The organism is Paenibacillus tundrae, from assembly GCF_036884255.1.
Taxonomy (GTDB): domain Bacteria; phylum Bacillota; class Bacilli; order Paenibacillales; family Paenibacillaceae; genus Paenibacillus.
The window spans coordinates 2251959-2267932 of sequence record NZ_CP145605.1 but is presented as its reverse complement, the minus strand read 5'-3'; the positions used below and the strand labels follow the sequence as shown (position 1 = coordinate 2267932).

Here is a 15974-nt window from a genome sequence, read left to right as displayed (position 1 = left end):
CCGATAGACTAATGTCTAACAGGGAACCTTTTCATTCGATGCGGTCGAGAGGACTCGAACCTCCACGGGGGGTTAGCCCACACGGACCTGAACCGTGCGCGTCTGCCAATTCCGCCACGACCGCATATGTATATCTCCGTGATATATATGTATCTCGGCGACAAAAAATAATATATCACGCAAGCATCTACATGTCAATATACAAATGCTCAGGAAGAAACCCGATCCAGATAGTCACTTCCGGATCGGGCTTCATGTTTAGGAGCTGGCATATGATCTGGCACGATTGGTACCAGTTTAGAATCTAAATTAAGTTACAGCTTGGATGGCCAGTTACCATACCATGCATAACCGCCTCTTCTTTCTTTGTCAATATCGCTCAATTTGTATTTCACGATGCCGTCACGACCGATAAAGATGGGTTTATCCGTTCCAACTTCATAGAAACGAGCCCAGATTGGTGCAGCTTTGGAATCAGCAATAATTTTGCTATCGCCGTTCGCTCTTTCATATCGGTAACCGGTGATCTTCACTTTGTTAAACCAAGCTTCGGCTCCCTTGATGGATGCTGTAATTTTGGCGTTGGAAGGTCTTGTTTTCAGGAATTTAACAATCGTTACACTCTCTCCAGCTGTTAATGATGGTACTTCATAGATTCTTGCACCTGCAGGCTTAAGTGTGCTTGAATCATGCTGTTGCCCCCATGCTGTGAGCTTGCCACCTGAAACTACCTGTGTATTCAAAATCGCATCCACACCTTTAGCAACCGCATTTTTACTACGATTGGCAAGGTTGCTGTCAATAAAGGAGAAGTCACCTTTTCGTGTCGCAACTTCATCCAACATGTACATTACATTAATCATCGCATCATCATTGTAGGTAATATGTTTGTGATAACCAGAACTTTGATAAACTTGAGGCCACCCACCATTGGAATACTGCATATTCAGCAAAAAGTTAATTCCCTTAATCGCGGCAGCAGAATAACGTGGGTCGTTTGTCTTTTTGAATTCTTTAGCTAGTCTTCTAATTTCTGAGTATGTAGCTTTATTGTCGATCGTAGATTTCGCCCACTCACCAGTGGATTGCTTATATTCTTTTCTCCAGCCTCCATCGGCTCTTTGATTCTTCAAGATATCGGATATGCTTGCTGTTGTTCCCGAAGCATCCGCAGCAGATACAATCCTAACCGGTTGAATGACCATACCTACCGCAGAAAATACCATTGAAAATGCTAGAACTAATGTAACTAACTTTGTTTTTGTATTCAAAATGATCACACACTCCCCGTTATTATTGAAATCATCCAATTCTTCATTCCACTTACTTTCACCCTCTAATTACACGTCTCTCCACCAACTCCTTTATTTGAATTAAATTATAACGACTATATTTTTATCCAATATGTGGATTGGATAGAACGATCTTATGCAAAAAAAATAACTTTGTCAATTAATGCAACATCTTGTAACATTCCGCGATTATTGTATCTATCAGAATAGTTCAAACTGCACATGACAAACCTCGAGTGGTATACACTCTAGTTTGGATTTGAATCACATATTACTATTTTGTAATTAGTTACGCTGTCATTTCGTGTTTATTCTTCATAAAAATCAATAGTTCCGTTAACATTGGGCGATAAAGAAGGTATTAAGATGGGTTTGACATTTACGCATATATGCAATATAGTTTCAAAAGGTTACAAAAACTTAATTATTCATTTGCCGAGTTTCATGTTTGAAAACGGGGGAACCATTTTGGGTGAATTATTCTTATACATAGGAAATATAGGGAACCTTCTACCGAACCCTTAGCTAACTCCGTAGGCAACGAAGGGAGAACATTGATTTTGAAAAAACTTATCATCTCCATTTTTGGAGCAGCAGTACTATTTACTTCAGGTGCAACAAGTACAGAGGCAAGCACAATCAACACCGTCGTTAATAACATGGCAGGTATTCCTTACAAATGGGGCGGTACAACAATGGCCGGCTTCGATTGTTCTGGATTTATGAGATATCTTTTTGATAAATATAGCATCGATCTACCCCGCACTTCCCAGCAGCAAGCGAAAGCAGGAACTCCTGTATCCAAAGCGAACCTTCGCACAGGCGATCTCGTATTCTTCAATACAATGGGTAAAGGTGTTTCACACGCAGGTGTTTACATCGGTGACGGCCAATTCGCACACGCATCAAGCAGCAAAGGTGTCAGCATCACTAAATTGTCTAACCCTTACTTCAAAGACCGTTATGTTACGGCTCGCCGAGTTACTGGCCAGTTTATGTATAATAAAATGATTGGAAAAATATAATATAACTTCGATGTACATAAATAAGGACCTATTCCCGTAGCATTTGCCAAGGAATACGTCCTTATTTTCATTGATATAGCCCCATCCTGCTTAGTGCAGCGCCTTCTGTACGCGCATTGCGCCCTGAGATAGTGCATGACCGCCGCCTACGGCACCCGCCACTGCAACGGTCTCCATGATCTCCTGATCGGTAGCACCCTTCGCACGAGCTTCCTCCACGTGATAGAAGGTACACACTTCGTTATTCGCAAATAAGCCAATGCCCAAGGCGATTAATTGTTTCGTTTTGGCATCAATGGCTCCTGGCTGAAAGCATTCTCCCGTAAACTCATGGTAAGACTTCACCACTCCCGGTAGCACATCGCTCAACTCACCAATCTGATCCTTATACGCGTGAACCTTTTCATTCATCAATGTCATATCATTGCACGCCCTCTCGGAGATAGTTCCACATCCTTCACTGTAACTATCCTTTCTCCTGAGCGAATCGATTATGCCTATAGGAGGATGGTAAATCCCGTTAGCTCATTTCCTACTCGCTAAGTGGACTCTGGCGCGGCTCGCTGAACAGCTGATAGCGATAACTACGATCGAGCTTAACCACACGTCGATTCTGCCGCCGAATGAGTACCTGCTCTCCATCCCAAGCAACAACAATTCCTGTTACATCATTGGACTCAAGCTCGTCCCTTACCACTCTAACCTTTTCACCTGACAAACGCAGGGCATCCAGCTCTGTATCACTAATCATGTCTATGGCTCCTATGTTCCAAATTAATTTACAAAAAGAGACCTAAATGACAACTCATTTAGGTCTCACGTGACTGTATTGGACTGTCATGTCATACGAAACGTATGTCCCGACTGAAATTTACCGCTGCGCGTGCTCTTTGCTGTCATTCTTCTCAAACCAAAAATCAAGCACTTTGGCGGACATCACACGTTCTTCAAGGTACTCCACTTGATGCGGTGTAAATTGCTCTTTCCAAGAGAAGGACAACTCTTCACACAAGCCTACAATCGTCAGAAGTTCTGACCAGGCAACATAGCGTTTGTACCAGAAAAATTGAGGATGTTCAATCATATAGGGATAAAGGTCATCGAATTCCGTATGTTTACAATCCAGGGCACGTTCAAAATGAACTTTCGATTCCGCCAGCTTATCAATGAAAAATTGTTCTGTTGCCGGTTGGTTCCCCATGGTGTTGCCTCCTCTCCCTAACATAACCCCATTATAAATGAATTCTGCGGTCATGCAAAGGCATTGTTCAAAAAATAGGCCCTTTTCCTTTAAAATGTCACATTTCGTTATCGTCAAACTGAATGCTTCCATCGTTCAGGGAACGAATACGTACCAAGGCTTCAACAGGAATTCCCTGTTCACGAATAGTTCGTGCTCCTGCTTGAAAACATTTTTCGACGACTACTCCGAAACCAACTAATTCAGCCCCAGAGCGTTCAATGATCTTGATAACACCGCGAGCTGCATCCCCATTAGCAATAATATCGTCTATGAACAAAATACGATCATTCTCATGAATATATTCACGAGACACCATAATATCGGTCACAATTCCTTTCGTAAACGATGGTACACGTTCACAGTAGGCATCAGGGTCAGCCAGTAGCGTTTTTTTGCGTCTAGCGAATACAAGAGGTACTCCTAGCTCATGTGCAACAGCAAAAGCTACCGGGATGCCAGAAGACTCTACCGTAATAACACGTGTTACACCACTCTCACGAAAACGTGAGGCAAACTCACGTCCCATTTCCATTGTCAAACCAGGGTCAATCTGATGATTCAGCAGTCCATCCAATTTAAGCACCTGATCAGAGATGACTACTCCTTCTTCTAAAATACGTTGTTTCAACACTTCCATGATTTGACCTCCCAAGCCTATCCTATGACGTAAAAGTATCATAGATATGACTGTCAATTCAAGCGAATCAGCTTTATTGTTACTTAGCCTTACAATCGTGCTTAAAGAATGAGCTCATTGTCATGAGTTTCCAGGGTCAAGCATACCTTGTACCATGGCACCCGCATGTCCAAACTATTCAGGGGCCTGAGAGGGGAAACGCATGAAACAGGCATTTCGGGTGCTGCAGATCGCATTTACATACATTGGAACGGTGGTAGGTGCCGGCTTTGCAACAGGTCAGGAAATCCTGCAGTTTTTTACCCAGTATGGCAAATGGGCAACACTCACCATCGGCCTATCCACCATACTTTTTGTCTGGCTAGGCACCAAAATGATGCTCATTGCACACGATACAGGCTCCCGCTCCTATGAAGATCTTAATAAGCATTTATTCGGTTACAAAGCAGGCAGATGGATCACTTGGATTACCCTTCTCATTCTCATTGGAGTGAACAGCGTCATGTTGGCTGGAGCAGGCTCCGTCTTTGTTGAACATCTCGGCTTGCATTACCAGACCGGCTTGCTCGTTACACTTGTCGGTACTTACCTTCTTCTGGGACGAGGTATCCGAGCCATCATGCAGATGAATAGTATCGTTGTGCCGATGATGCTGCTGCTCTCGCTACTTATGATTACCAGCACACTCCATCATCCTGGGGCTTCTAGATTTATCACGTTAACAACCGATAAAAGTCTGATACAGGTATGGCTGTCCCCACTCTTGTACACTTCATTTAATCTGGTATTGGCTCAAGCTGTACTCGTACCTTTAGGTAACCAGATTCATAGTCGAAACATGCTGAAGTGGGGCGGCGTACTAGGCGGAATTGGAGTAGGCTTTATGCTGCTCGCTGCTCATTTTGCAATGTCTGCACAGATGCCGGGAATAACACAATTTGAAATTCCGATGGGCAGCATTGCCTTTCAGCTTGGTTGGATCGTTCAGTCCGTTTATGTATCCCTGATTTTCATGGAAATATTCAGCACCTTTGTGGCAGATATTTATGGTATGACGCTACAGGTCAGACAAAACATTCGTGTACACCCGCGGGTCATTATGCTGGTTATTATGTTGCTATGTTACTCCTTTAGTCAATTTGGCTTCAGCTCTCTATTATCTATTCTTTACCCCATTTTCGGATGTTTGGCACTCATCTGGGCTTTTAAATTAATTATGGATCGTTGGGGCAGTTTCCGAGGGACAAAAGAAAAATACTAGTTCACTTTGTGGCAACTTGAGCTGAATAGACCGACTCTAGGATAATTCATTTATTTTAAGAGTCGGTTTTTATTTGTATTTTTTTATCTATTGTTTAGTTTTAAAAGTCAAATCAGCGTCATCGCAGTATTATGAAGAACATTCACAAGCTCATCCGAGGGCTCTGCGTTTAACTTGAAATAATGAACATACTCTTCTCGATCTACTTGATAGCTTACCTTCACGTACAGATCTGTATAAATCTCCAATGTCTCACGATCTACCTTCGATGGATCTAACAAGAACGCCCTAAATAGGGATGCCCCTGTACTTGTGCCATGTGGTGCAATTGTTGGCAGGTTATCAAAGAGGACATTTGATTCGAAAATGTTGGTTGTACCTATTTTACTCAGCATTTGTGGATGAAGATGAAAGCTCATTTGCAGCTGTTCCATCTCCACTTTGGGTTCTTCAATGAACATTTCGTAAATGATATGCTCCACATTTTCCTTATTACGATAGTTAATCGTAGCTGTAATGTTGAAATGATCGTTCACCACATCAGTTAAAAATACTTCAGGCTGATACGCAATCTTACTTTCCATATCACTTAATTCCTTGGATTGTCCACGATGATTCGGATCAGTACAACCAGCAATAAGAAGCATTATTATGGTCGTACAGGCTATAAGAGGTTTAGCCAACATCTTCAAACTTCCTTCCTCCCTTTCCTTCGAATTGAACATTTCAATTCAGTAAGTATCTAATTTGTAGTACACGTTCGCATCTATCTGTTTAATACACGCTATTAATGACTACTATTTAGAACTTAACCATAAAGTCAGAAAATAAAAAACACAGCATAACTGCTTATGTATCAGCAATTATGTTGTGTTCTTCTAAGATATCGTTATTTTATTAGGTTAAAGAGGGTTTAGCGAATTGCAAATACATTTTTTTTAGTTCATTGACTGATCTACCTAGAGAATAATGCGTCTTCGCCTTCTCACATGCTGAGCGTGCAAGCTCATAACGATAAGCTGGGTCGACCATCACCTTCTCTAAAGCTTCTGCAAGCGCAGACGGGTCCTCAGAAGGAACCAACAGTCCGTTACTACCATTCTCAATCTGTTCAGGGATTCCTCCAACATCTGTACCAACCAACGCTAGACAGCTCAGTGCAGCCTCTGCAAAGACAGATCCGAAGGCCTCCGCACGTGAAGGAAGTACAAAAATATCAAAGAACGGCATAAATTCCTCAGGATGCAGCGTGTAACCATAAAATATCGTTTCGTTATATATCCCAAGGCGCTGTGCCAACTCCTCCAGATCAGGGCGAATCGGTCCATCTCCGATAATATGAAGAACGTAATCTAGTCCTCGATCCTTAAGTTCCGCGCATGCCTTGAACAGAATATCCAGACCTTTGGCCGGCACAAGGCGACATACGGTAACTAACTGTGGGATGGCATTGTCATGCGCAATCGGTTTAAACCTTTTTTCATCGAATCCATTCGGTATTATGCCGATGGTATCCGGTTGTTGAACATAAGCACCCAAATAACGACGGAACGAGTCAGACACGGTTAACAACCGTTCTGCTTGATGCTCCAGCTCACGGTAAATCGCCACCAGGAATTGATGTTCCAATCCATCGGGCTCGATCCGACCATTCAGAATCAACTCTCGTTCATAACTAGAGTGAATCGTTTGAATGAGAGGTGTGTCTGGGAAAACCTTTTTCATCGCAAGACCGGCAATTGGATGATGTGCGTGGATGAGATCATACGGCTTCTGAATTCGTAATTTAGTCCACCATAAGTAATCACGATACGTTTGCATATATTTCTGAACAATCGGACTGTCCTGATACAAGGTCCAATCGAACGTCTCAAAAGCAATATCTTCTCTACCTTTGTTGCGAATACGTTTGGGTAGCGAGAACAGATCCATTTCCCATCGGGGAGTTGTGAACCTCTCTTGCATATACGGTATCATAGAGGATACACCTCCGGGCTGCTCCGGAGGAAAGAATAGCGCCTGCAGCAATTTCACCGTTAGTTTCCCCCTTTCTTGCTTCGATCTTATAAGTACATCTTCAATTATGATATATTAGAACGTATGTTTCAGTAAAGCAATAACTGAACATTTCCTCTCCATTCTTCTTACACTGGGATAACATGTTACATGATGAGTCATTTCTCCCTTTATCATTATACGTTGCATAATAAGAGCCGGTGAGCTGTAATCTACGCTCCCGGCTCAGTATATTTATTTTATTCAATACGCAACCAACTTAACATTCATTTAACCCTAAAGACTTCTCATACGTGCTGTATCCCTCAGTATCACCTACAAACGTGTAACCATGACGAGCATAAAACGCATTGAGAGTAGCATTGTCCGCACCACAATCCAATCGCATCGTGTGTTTACCCTCAAACTGAATGCCTTCGGTTGCCCAATCCAATATACTACGTCCGAGACCTGTTTTAGCATACTCTCTACTAATGGCTAGGCGGTGCAAATAAACTGCTCCATCTTCCGCATGTGCTCTCGTTCCCCATAGTTGACTGTCCCAAGCACTCGGCTTACGCATCAGAATGACCATTCCAGCGATATCAGCGCCTTTTTTGAACACAAAAACATCACCACGCCGAATAGCGCCTTCCGTATCATGCGAATCCTCTCCCTCTAGTAGGGCACTCCACTGGGATGAACCCTGACTACGCAGCCATTCCGCTGTCTCTGTCAGAAGAGCCATGACCGCCTCCGTATCTTTTGGCTCTGCCAACTTAGCTCGAAAGTCTTCGTTAATGATGTCTTGGATGATTGTAAATGATTGCTCCATCTTTCTCCGCACTCCTTTGTCTCTAATGAATAATGGAACTATACCCGGAAATGTATATTTCGTCAAAAAAGCAAATAAAAAAGTAAAGAGCCGCAGCCCTTTACCTGTCAATCCTTGCTTCATCAATAATCTGATTGCGATATAACATCGTCAGATGCAACGTATCGAACTCAAGCTCTTTGTCCAGTTCCTTCAGAAGCACCTCAACTAAGCTCTGTCGCTGCACATTGGTACCCGGAATCTGATAATCTATATATCCGGTTAGATCCGGATGTGAAGTATCAATTGTAGCTGTTCCCACTGGCAGTCCACCACGTTCCTGAAGGTACAGTGCGTACTCACGGAACTCTCGGTCTTTACGTACAAGCATGACGTAAGAGATATCCTCTGCATCTCTGTCTTGCATCTCATCTACAGTTCGACCTGTTGTATCGTAATGAGAAGCATTACTTAGCGCACCAACTGCTCGGTATTCGTCATCCGAAGTTACATCATCTTCATCTTCGTGGTCATCTTCCCCAGCAAAGTCACGGTGCACCCACTCTACCGAATCGAATTGGTTCCCCTGATGCCAGAAGTGAATCGTGATCGTATCGATCAATTCTTCATCCAACTCTCGCACAAGCAACTCTGCAGCAATCTCTTGCTGTTGTTCATCCGGCTCGTCATACCAGTGAATTTCACCTTGGACATCTGCTCCATACTGTTTCAGCGTCGCTTCGGCAAGTTCCTGACCTTGTACATCATTAAATACATACGTCGATATGTTGCGTCCCGCTGATACTAGTTCCATCTCCAGCAGATGCTCCTGATCCTGATATGTAAAAGATTCATCTTGCGAGCCTGGAATGATCTGAATCTCACTCACATCCGTATCATCGTAATCCCTATCATATAGGCTCTCTTCTTCGTACCATTCCACCTCAACCTCGGTATCGGGTTTCAGCAACACCGAACGCAGTGTTCCGCAGTTGACTAACACTTCGTAATAATCAGCTTCCACCGCATCAACAAGCGCACGAACATATTCATGTACCTTGTCCATAACGATTTCTTCAGATGCTTCTGTTAGCGATCCACGTTCCAATTGAAGGCTTCCCGATAACCGATCATTCTCTCTATACACGACTAAAAGCGAACCTACGTATTGACCATGTACCATTACATCCAGTACTTCGCCGCCTAATGTTCGCAGATTCGGAATGAGCTCCACATGTAGTTCCATGAATCCGTCCTCCTTGGTCTTCTAAGATTATTCTCTTAGGTTGCCCAGGAAGACAGTAGATTATGAGATCAACCCTTAGCGTTTTCTAGTTCGTCCGTTTAATTTGATCCTATTCACCTAATACATGTTTTCGAATCGAATGTGCCACGCCCTGATCATTGTTCGAAAGTGTCACTTCATCTGCAGCTGCTTTCACTTCATCAGGAGAATTGTCCATCGCAATTCCTTTGTCTGCATAGGTCAGCATCGTTATATCATTATAATAATTACCAATAGCCATTACCTCAGAGGGCTGAATGCCTTTGGATTCAGCTAATCTTTTCAATGCTGTACCTTTGGTTGCTTCGGGGTGCATCAGATCAATGAAAAAGTCTCCACTACGTGTCATGTAGTAGGGAAGATTCCAGTTCCCCCACTCTTGCTGTACTGTGTTCATTTGCTCTAACGGTCCAAAGGCCGTAAATTTGACCAGTGGTTCAGTTAGATCTGCCCATTGTGGCAACTGTTGTGGCTTCATCATAAAGTTGCGATACATCTCTTGTACTTGCAATTCCAGCCCTTCCGGCTGATCCACATACAATCCAAATGCCGTGTTAATGTCAAAATGAACCCCGTTCTCCCGACAATACGTGATAAACGGCTCTAGCCCCTGACCCTCCATAGCAAAACGATGAACAATTTCACGTGTGCTTACTTCAGCAGTTACCGCTCCGTTATGTGTTATCACGTAGCCTGCCAAACCCATCTGCTCCATAAAAGGAATCGTGTTGGCTGGTCCTCTTCCTGAGCACAGCACAATCTCTATCCCTTGACGGGATGCACGAATCAAGGTTTCTTGTGTCATCTCAGTTAGTTCATGGTGATCGTTCAGCAATGTTCCATCGACATCAAGTGCAATTAATTTATATGTCATTTTGTATTCACTCCTTAATTAGGGGGGATCGCACCCTCCCAAACCCTCCCTTCCGAGGGAGGGCCCCAGAGGGCTCTGCCCTCTGGACTCCCGTTTGCGGAAACGGCGGTGGGTCGGGTCTTGCTATGTCACGGTTGGTGTGGGAGCGCTTGTCTGCCAGGATCACCGCTAAATATAGCGGTGATCCTGCCCAAGCTTACTGGGACCATTTCGGGCAAGGCTTCGCTCCTTGCCCGAGCTCCCTGCTCCGCTTCGCGAAGGGCGGGAGCTTGCGCCTTTGGCGCTGGGGGCAAGGCTTCGCCACTTGCCCGGAGCTCCCTGCTCCGCTCCGCGAAGGGCGGGAGCTTTGCGCCTTTGGCGCTGGGGGCAAGGCTTCGCCACTTGCCCGGGGCTCCCTGCTCCGCTTCGCGAAGGGCGGGAGCTTTGCGCCTTTGGCGCTGGGGCAAGGCTTCGCTCCTTGCCCGAGCTCCCTGCTCCGCTTCGCGAAGGGCGGGAGCTTGCGCCTTTGGCGCGGTGGGCAAGGCTTCGCCCCTTGCCCGGGCTCCCTGCTCCGCTTCGCGAAGGGCGGGAGCTTGCGCCTTTGGCGCGGTGGGCAAGGCTTCGCCCCTTGCCCGGGCTCCCTGCTCCGCTTCGCGAAGGGCGGGAGCTTGCGCCTTTGGCGCGGGGGCAAGGCTTCGCCCCTTGCCCGGGCTCCCTGCTCCGCTCCGCGAAGGGCGGGAGCTTATTTGCGCAGAATATTTAATTCTTCTGCGGTAAGTTCGCGATAGCTGCCAATCGGTAGATCGGCTGCTAGCTGCAGGTCACCCATGGCTACTCGTTTAAGGTAAACCACTCGTTTGCCAACAGCCTGAAACATACGTTTTACTTGGTGAAACTTGCCTTCGTGAATAATCAACGATATGGATGAATACACACCCTCATCCGTCTCTTCGTGATGAAGAATCGTTAAATCCGCCGGTAAAGTTTTATAGCCATCATCCAACTGTATACCTGCCTTGAATTGCCGGATATCCTCTTCATCCACCCGTCCTAATACACGAGCTTCATACGTCTTAGGAACGTGTTTACGTGGGGATAGAAGATCATGCGCAAGCGGCCCATCATTGGTTAGGATCAGCAGACCTTCTGTGTCTTTATCCAGACGTCCAACCGGGAACGGGTTGAAGACACGATCCTCTTTGCGGAGTAAATCTAATACCGTTCGATCTCTATTATCTTCGGTAGCCGACACAACACCCGGGGGTTTATGCAACATCAGATAGATCATTTCCCGGTAGACGATCCGTTCGCCATCTACCTCGATGACATTCAGGTCTGGATTCACCTGTAATCCGCTATCTTTCACAGCCTTGCCATCCACTTGTATGCGGCCTTGCTTCACTAACTTTTTGAGTTCACTTCGTGTACCCACACCCATATGACTCAGGATCTTGTCCAGACGTAAGGTCTGTTTTCCCTTTCCACTCATACCGATGTCCACCTCCAGCCTGCCGGATATTCATTTTTCAGCACGCCATCCAGCCATTTTCCCCAGCCAGCGGCATAACCATCAATACACACTAAAGCATAACCCTTGGCAACTACTCCCGCCTTGAGCTGAACCCGAGACTCCTCAACATTTAAAGTCTCTCCTTTTAGATACCTTACTGCCTCACCATTTACAGAATCCAGGTTGATCACTCGCACTGCCTCTGCAATATGCAACGCACACGCCAACGGATGGGATGGCACAAATCGTCCATTTTTCACCGTTCCCATGAACCATCCAGGACGAATGACTTTAAGTCCCTTTAGACGCTCAGCACCTACCGCAGATTGATATACACGGTCACCGTAATACACCGTTTCTCCTGGAAGCTCTATCCCCAGATGGTCTTGTACAAACTGCTTGTAGATGATCTCCGGTTCCAGCTGCTCTGTTCCACGCCCCTGTCCACGTCGCTCTGATTTGCGTCCGCCACGTTCGCTTCCTTTCACCTGTTTCCCCTTCGATTTCCCATCATAGTCCTGTCTAGGTTTGTTCTCTCTCGCCTCTGTTCTCAGAAGACGCTCTCGTTTACGATCCGCTTTACTAAGGGGGGCAGACGCTGCAATGAAACGCTCTTGCTCTGAATCATGCTCAGTATCGACATGGGCTATATCATCTGCTACTCCGTCCGCAATGTCATCCACTTCTGAATCCACCAGATCTTGTCCAGCGAAAGATTGACTCCGATGCTGTAGCACTGCCACATAATGACCTTCCCCTTCTAACAAATGAGGCCATAATCTCGCTGTTCCAGCCACTTGATCCAATACCAATGCTGTCTCCTGAGCCGTTTCTGGCATAGTTTGACGCACCCAATCAGGTCTACCCGGCTCAAATCCTGCTTTCTTAGGGATGTCTTTCACAACAAAATCAGGATTCAACTGCAGAAACTCCGCAATCATTGCTTCATTTTCTTCAGGTGCGAATGTGCATGTCGAATAAAGGATCGTACCTCCTGGAGCCAGCAATCTTGCAGCCGTCTCTAGAATGTCTCGTTGCATCAGAACACACTTATCAATGGAATGATCCTCCCATGATTTCACCATGTCCTCATCCTTGCGGAACATACCTTCCCCTGAACAAGGAGCATCTATTAAGACCTTATCAAAATAATGCTCAAATGCACCTGCTATGCGCTCTGGAGATTCGTTCAACACAACTGCATTTCGAACTCCGTACAATTCCACGTTTTTGGCGAGTGCCTTCGTTCGTTCAGCATGAATGTCATTGGTTACAAGCACACCTTTACCTTGCAGTTTGCCTGCTATCTGGGTAGACTTCCCTCCTGGCGCAGCACACAGATCAAGCACTCGGTCTCCTGGCTGTACGCCTAATAATTCAACAGGGGCCATCGCACTTGGTTCTTGAATGTAATATAGACCCGCATGATAATAAGGATGCAAGCCCGGCTTCACCCCGTGAGGCACATAAAAACCTGTCCCACACCAAGGAATAGGACGCAGATCGAATGGAGCAAGTTGCTCGAACGACTCCATGGATATTTTTAACGTATTCACTCTAAGCCCCGCGTGTGGGGACTGATCATATGATGACATAAATTGTTCAAATTCATTACCGAGCAATGTTTTCATGCGCTCAGCAAATTTCAAAGGTAGCTGTACAGCCATAATTGCACTCATCCTGTCCTGTTAAAATACCAGCATCTCTTAGAATGCCTACATCTTGCTCTATGTTATCATATCCGAGTTTTGCTGTCTTATCGGTTCAGTAGATATTCCACTACAGCCTGTAATGTTGTATAATGACAAGTAGGTTAATTCTTGAGCAAAAATTCGGTTTATTATGCATATTATCCCAGACTCTATTTTTGCCAAAGCCATATCATGATATCAATAATGGGGGATGTTCAATGAAATCTAAGAAAAAGAAAAGTGCCACGATCCTTATTTTCCTAGGCATTTTTGTCATTTTGCTAGCTGCACTTGTACTGGTGAATCAACAATCCAAGAAGCAGATGGATGCTGTAGAGAATGCGTATGGTATTCCGGCTTCCAAGCTCACTTCAGCTACTCGCGAATTACTCGATGATCCGAATTACCAACAAATTATTTTGCCTGATGACATGAAAGCTAAGATTGATAACAAAGAAAGCTTTTTTGTTTATTTCTTCGCATCGGATTGCTCACACTGCCGTGCTACAACGCCTCAATTGATGCCGCTCGTAGATCAAGAAGGTATCCAATTGCCGCAGTTCAACCTACGTGAGTTTGACTCTGGATGGACAGATTACAATATCGAGTTCACACCAACGCTTGTTTATTACCAAGACGGTGTTGAGAAGGATCGCATGGTGGGCGGACTTCAGGAGAATGGCAGTGATAACGGCTATACCCTGGATGACTACAAACAATTCTTTGACAAATACAAGGAAAACGCAACGCCTGCAGCAAGCTAAGCACAAGTTCACTGTTATGGACACCGTTACTTGGAGATGTTGTTGATGGAGGGACAAGCATTTAGGTTGCACTGCTCAATGCTTGTCCCTCCTTCTTTATCCATCGCTAGAATACGAAACACCCCGATAGCCTGAATGGCTTGATCGGGGTGTTTTTTATATTTGTCCTGCAAGGCTATCACAGCCCTATCAGTAAGGATAATTATGCTTGAGTAATCATGTATTCCGTCTTATTGCTCTTTCTGCTGCAAAGCCTTCATCTTCTCTTCATAGATCCGTCCACGCGTCGGACTTCGCCGCTGCGGTATGTTAGGCTTGACGTGCTGGCTTCTTTGGCTAACAGCCTGAATCAGCGCTTCATCTTGAATCACAATCGTGAGATCACGATAAGGGAAGCTGCCCGAATCTGAAACTGTCAGCCCCTCTAATAGCTCACGAACTTCTTGGACTAATCGTCCAAGCTCAATTCCCTGTTGAGCAGCAGGATACGCCTCCAGAAGCTCTACTGCACTTTGAAACATCATCCGCGCTCCACGAAGATTGCCGTTTCTAAAATGATACAGTCCAACAGCAATTTGCAGCATCCCTTTATAGAATGAATCACGATCACATTTCAACCACAGCTCTTCCAACACTTCATGGCATTCAAAATAGTCCTGATCACGATTAAAGTAGATTAAGTAGTCGATGTACAGTGGCTCATAGCTGTTCATCTGGGTTCTCGCCCTTCCTCGCATTGTTCAAAAGTGCCTTCACATCATCTAGAAGGTCTTTCAGCCCTTCCATGTCATGACGCTCCCAGTAATCATTGAACCGTTTCTGAGCTTCAATTGCTTCATTCACCAGATGGTAGAAATACAATTGATGTATGATGTTCAGTGTTCTTGATACGATATTAGAGTCATCCTCAAATGCCTTCTGTGCCTCAAGGATTTGCAATCGAATTGCAGACATCTCATTATCAAGTACAAATGCCGCTTCAGCCGTCTTTTTCAGCCTAGCTCGCATATCATCGGGAAGACTCTCCCGAAACTTATAACTGAGGGAGTGTTCGATGGTCGCCCAGAAATTCATCGCTAACGTCCGGATCTGAATCTCGGCCAACACGATCTTTTGTCCAAGTGCCGTCTGAACAGGATATTCAATGATCATATGGAAACTGCGGTATCCACTCTCTTTGAAGTTGGTAATGTAATCTTTTTCAATGAGAACGGTTAGATCTTTACGTGCGCGAATATATTCGGCTACTCGACGAATATCATCCACGAACTGACACATAATCCGTATTCCTGCAATATCCTCTATCCCGGTTTCTACCTGATCCAGCGGCACATTCAAACGCCTGGACTTCTCCAAAATGCTGGATATTTTTTTGACACGACCCGTCACGAATTCGATTGGAGCGTATTCTTCCCTTTTCTTCAGCTCCGCCCGCATCGTCTTGAACTTAACCTTCAATTCCTCTACCGCTTGTTCATAAGGAAGTAAAAATGTACCCCAGTCTCTACCGTCCATGCTTATGCCTCCTGTCTCTATAGCGTCCCCTATATTACCTATTATACATGATGTTTGTCGGGGGGAAGAGTCCCGTACACTTAACCTCT

17 protein-coding genes, 1 tRNA gene and 1 riboswitch are annotated in these 15974 nt (G+C 45.0%); of the genes, 3 read left to right on the top strand and 15 right to left on the bottom strand.

What is annotated here, in order from left to right; genetic code table 11:
• Nucleotides 1-39: 39 nt before the first annotated feature.
• A tRNA-Leu gene (locus tag V6W81_RS10300) sits at nt 40-124 on the bottom strand.
• Between the two features lie 190 nt (nt 125-314).
• On the bottom strand, nt 315-1271 hold the full coding sequence (gene pelA, locus V6W81_RS10295; protein WP_430701209.1) for a pectate lyase: 957 nt from the start codon (nt 1269-1271) through the stop codon (nt 315-317).
• Between the two features lie 444 nt (nt 1272-1715).
• Nucleotides 1716-1847, top strand: a riboswitch (cyclic di-AMP (ydaO/yuaA leader).
• Between the two features lie 5 nt (nt 1848-1852).
• Between pelA and V6W81_RS10290 the strand changes: the two genes are divergently transcribed.
• Nucleotides 1853-2317, top strand: a complete 465-nt coding sequence (locus V6W81_RS10290) for a C40 family peptidase (protein ID WP_145046084.1) — start codon at nt 1853-1855, stop codon at nt 2315-2317.
• A gap of 90 nt (nt 2318-2407) precedes the next feature.
• On the opposite strand, the gene V6W81_RS10285 is transcribed toward V6W81_RS10290, so the two are convergent.
• The 4 genes from V6W81_RS10285 to V6W81_RS10270 form a co-directional block, all read right to left on the bottom strand.
• Nucleotides 2408-2737 (bottom strand): carboxymuconolactone decarboxylase family protein, encoded by a 330-nt coding sequence (locus tag V6W81_RS10285; RefSeq protein ID WP_056700336.1) that lies wholly within the window; start codon nt 2735-2737, stop codon nt 2408-2410.
• A 112-nt stretch (nt 2738-2849) separates the two neighbouring features.
• Entirely contained in the window at nt 2850-3068 is a 219-nt protein-coding gene (locus tag V6W81_RS10280) for a hypothetical protein (protein ID WP_056700334.1), read from the bottom strand.
• 120 nt (nt 3069-3188) lie between these two features.
• Nucleotides 3189-3518 (bottom strand): hypothetical protein, encoded by a 330-nt coding sequence (locus V6W81_RS10275; RefSeq protein ID WP_024629266.1) that lies wholly within the window; start codon nt 3516-3518, stop codon nt 3189-3191.
• Nucleotides 3519-3615: 97 nt separating this feature from the next.
• Nucleotides 3616-4197 carry a xanthine phosphoribosyltransferase gene (locus V6W81_RS10270; RefSeq protein ID WP_145046082.1) on the bottom strand — a complete coding sequence of 194 codons (582 nt, stop codon included), beginning with the start codon at nt 4195-4197 and terminating at the stop codon, nt 3616-3618.
• 202 nt (nt 4198-4399) lie between these two features.
• Between V6W81_RS10270 and V6W81_RS10265 the strand changes: the two genes are divergently transcribed.
• Nucleotides 4400-5458, top strand: coding sequence for a YkvI family membrane protein (locus tag V6W81_RS10265; protein ID WP_145046080.1), 1059 nt, complete (start codon nt 4400-4402; stop codon nt 5456-5458).
• A gap of 107 nt (nt 5459-5565) precedes the next feature.
• Here V6W81_RS10265 and V6W81_RS10260 read toward each other — a convergent pair whose 3' ends face one another.
• The 7 genes from V6W81_RS10260 to V6W81_RS10230 all read right to left on the bottom strand — a co-directional run bounded on the left by V6W81_RS10260 (nt 5566) and on the right by V6W81_RS10230 (nt 13582).
• Complete coding sequence (locus V6W81_RS10260; RefSeq protein WP_338542995.1) at nt 5566-6144, bottom strand: hypothetical protein; 579 nt, start codon at nt 6142-6144, stop codon at nt 5566-5568.
• A gap of 211 nt (nt 6145-6355) precedes the next feature.
• Nucleotides 6356-7492, bottom strand: coding sequence for a glycosyltransferase family 4 protein (locus tag V6W81_RS10255; protein ID WP_145046076.1), 1137 nt, complete (start codon nt 7490-7492; stop codon nt 6356-6358).
• Between the two features lie 241 nt (nt 7493-7733).
• A complete protein-coding gene (locus V6W81_RS10250) occupies nt 7734-8288 on the bottom strand; it encodes a GNAT family N-acetyltransferase (protein ID WP_338542992.1) in 555 nt (184 codons plus the stop codon).
• Between the two features lie 100 nt (nt 8289-8388).
• Nucleotides 8389-9513, bottom strand: a complete 1125-nt coding sequence (locus V6W81_RS10245) for a hypothetical protein (protein WP_338542990.1) — start codon at nt 9511-9513, stop codon at nt 8389-8391.
• Between the two features lie 109 nt (nt 9514-9622).
• Nucleotides 9623-10426 (bottom strand): Cof-type HAD-IIB family hydrolase, encoded by an 804-nt coding sequence (locus V6W81_RS10240; protein WP_338542988.1) that lies wholly within the window; start codon nt 10424-10426, stop codon nt 9623-9625.
• Nucleotides 10427-11147: 721 nt separating this feature from the next.
• Complete coding sequence (locus V6W81_RS10235; protein WP_338542986.1) at nt 11148-11894, bottom strand: pseudouridine synthase; 747 nt, start codon at nt 11892-11894, stop codon at nt 11148-11150.
• Nucleotides 11891-13582: an RsmF rRNA methyltransferase first C-terminal domain-containing protein gene (locus V6W81_RS10230; protein WP_338542984.1), complete on the bottom strand. Its 1692-nt coding sequence runs from the start codon at nt 13580-13582 to the stop codon at nt 11891-11893. Before V6W81_RS10230 ends, V6W81_RS10235 begins: the two co-directional genes overlap by 4 nt.
• 242 nt (nt 13583-13824) lie before the next feature.
• Here V6W81_RS10230 and V6W81_RS10225 point away from each other — a divergent pair, with 242 nt between their 5' ends.
• Complete coding sequence (locus tag V6W81_RS10225; RefSeq protein ID WP_145046066.1) at nt 13825-14370, top strand: thioredoxin family protein; 546 nt, start codon at nt 13825-13827, stop codon at nt 14368-14370.
• A gap of 230 nt (nt 14371-14600) precedes the next feature.
• On the opposite strand, the gene V6W81_RS10220 is transcribed toward V6W81_RS10225, so the two are convergent.
• Together V6W81_RS10220 and V6W81_RS10215 are read right to left on the bottom strand one after the other, a co-directional pair.
• Nucleotides 14601-15083, bottom strand: coding sequence for a DUF309 domain-containing protein (locus V6W81_RS10220; protein WP_338542982.1), 483 nt, complete (start codon nt 15081-15083; stop codon nt 14601-14603).
• Nucleotides 15070-15885: a GTP pyrophosphokinase gene (locus tag V6W81_RS10215; protein WP_145046062.1), complete on the bottom strand. Its 816-nt coding sequence runs from the start codon at nt 15883-15885 to the stop codon at nt 15070-15072. The genes V6W81_RS10220 and V6W81_RS10215 overlap by 14 nt, the downstream gene beginning before the upstream one ends.
• Nucleotides 15886-15974: the final 89 nt, after the last annotated feature.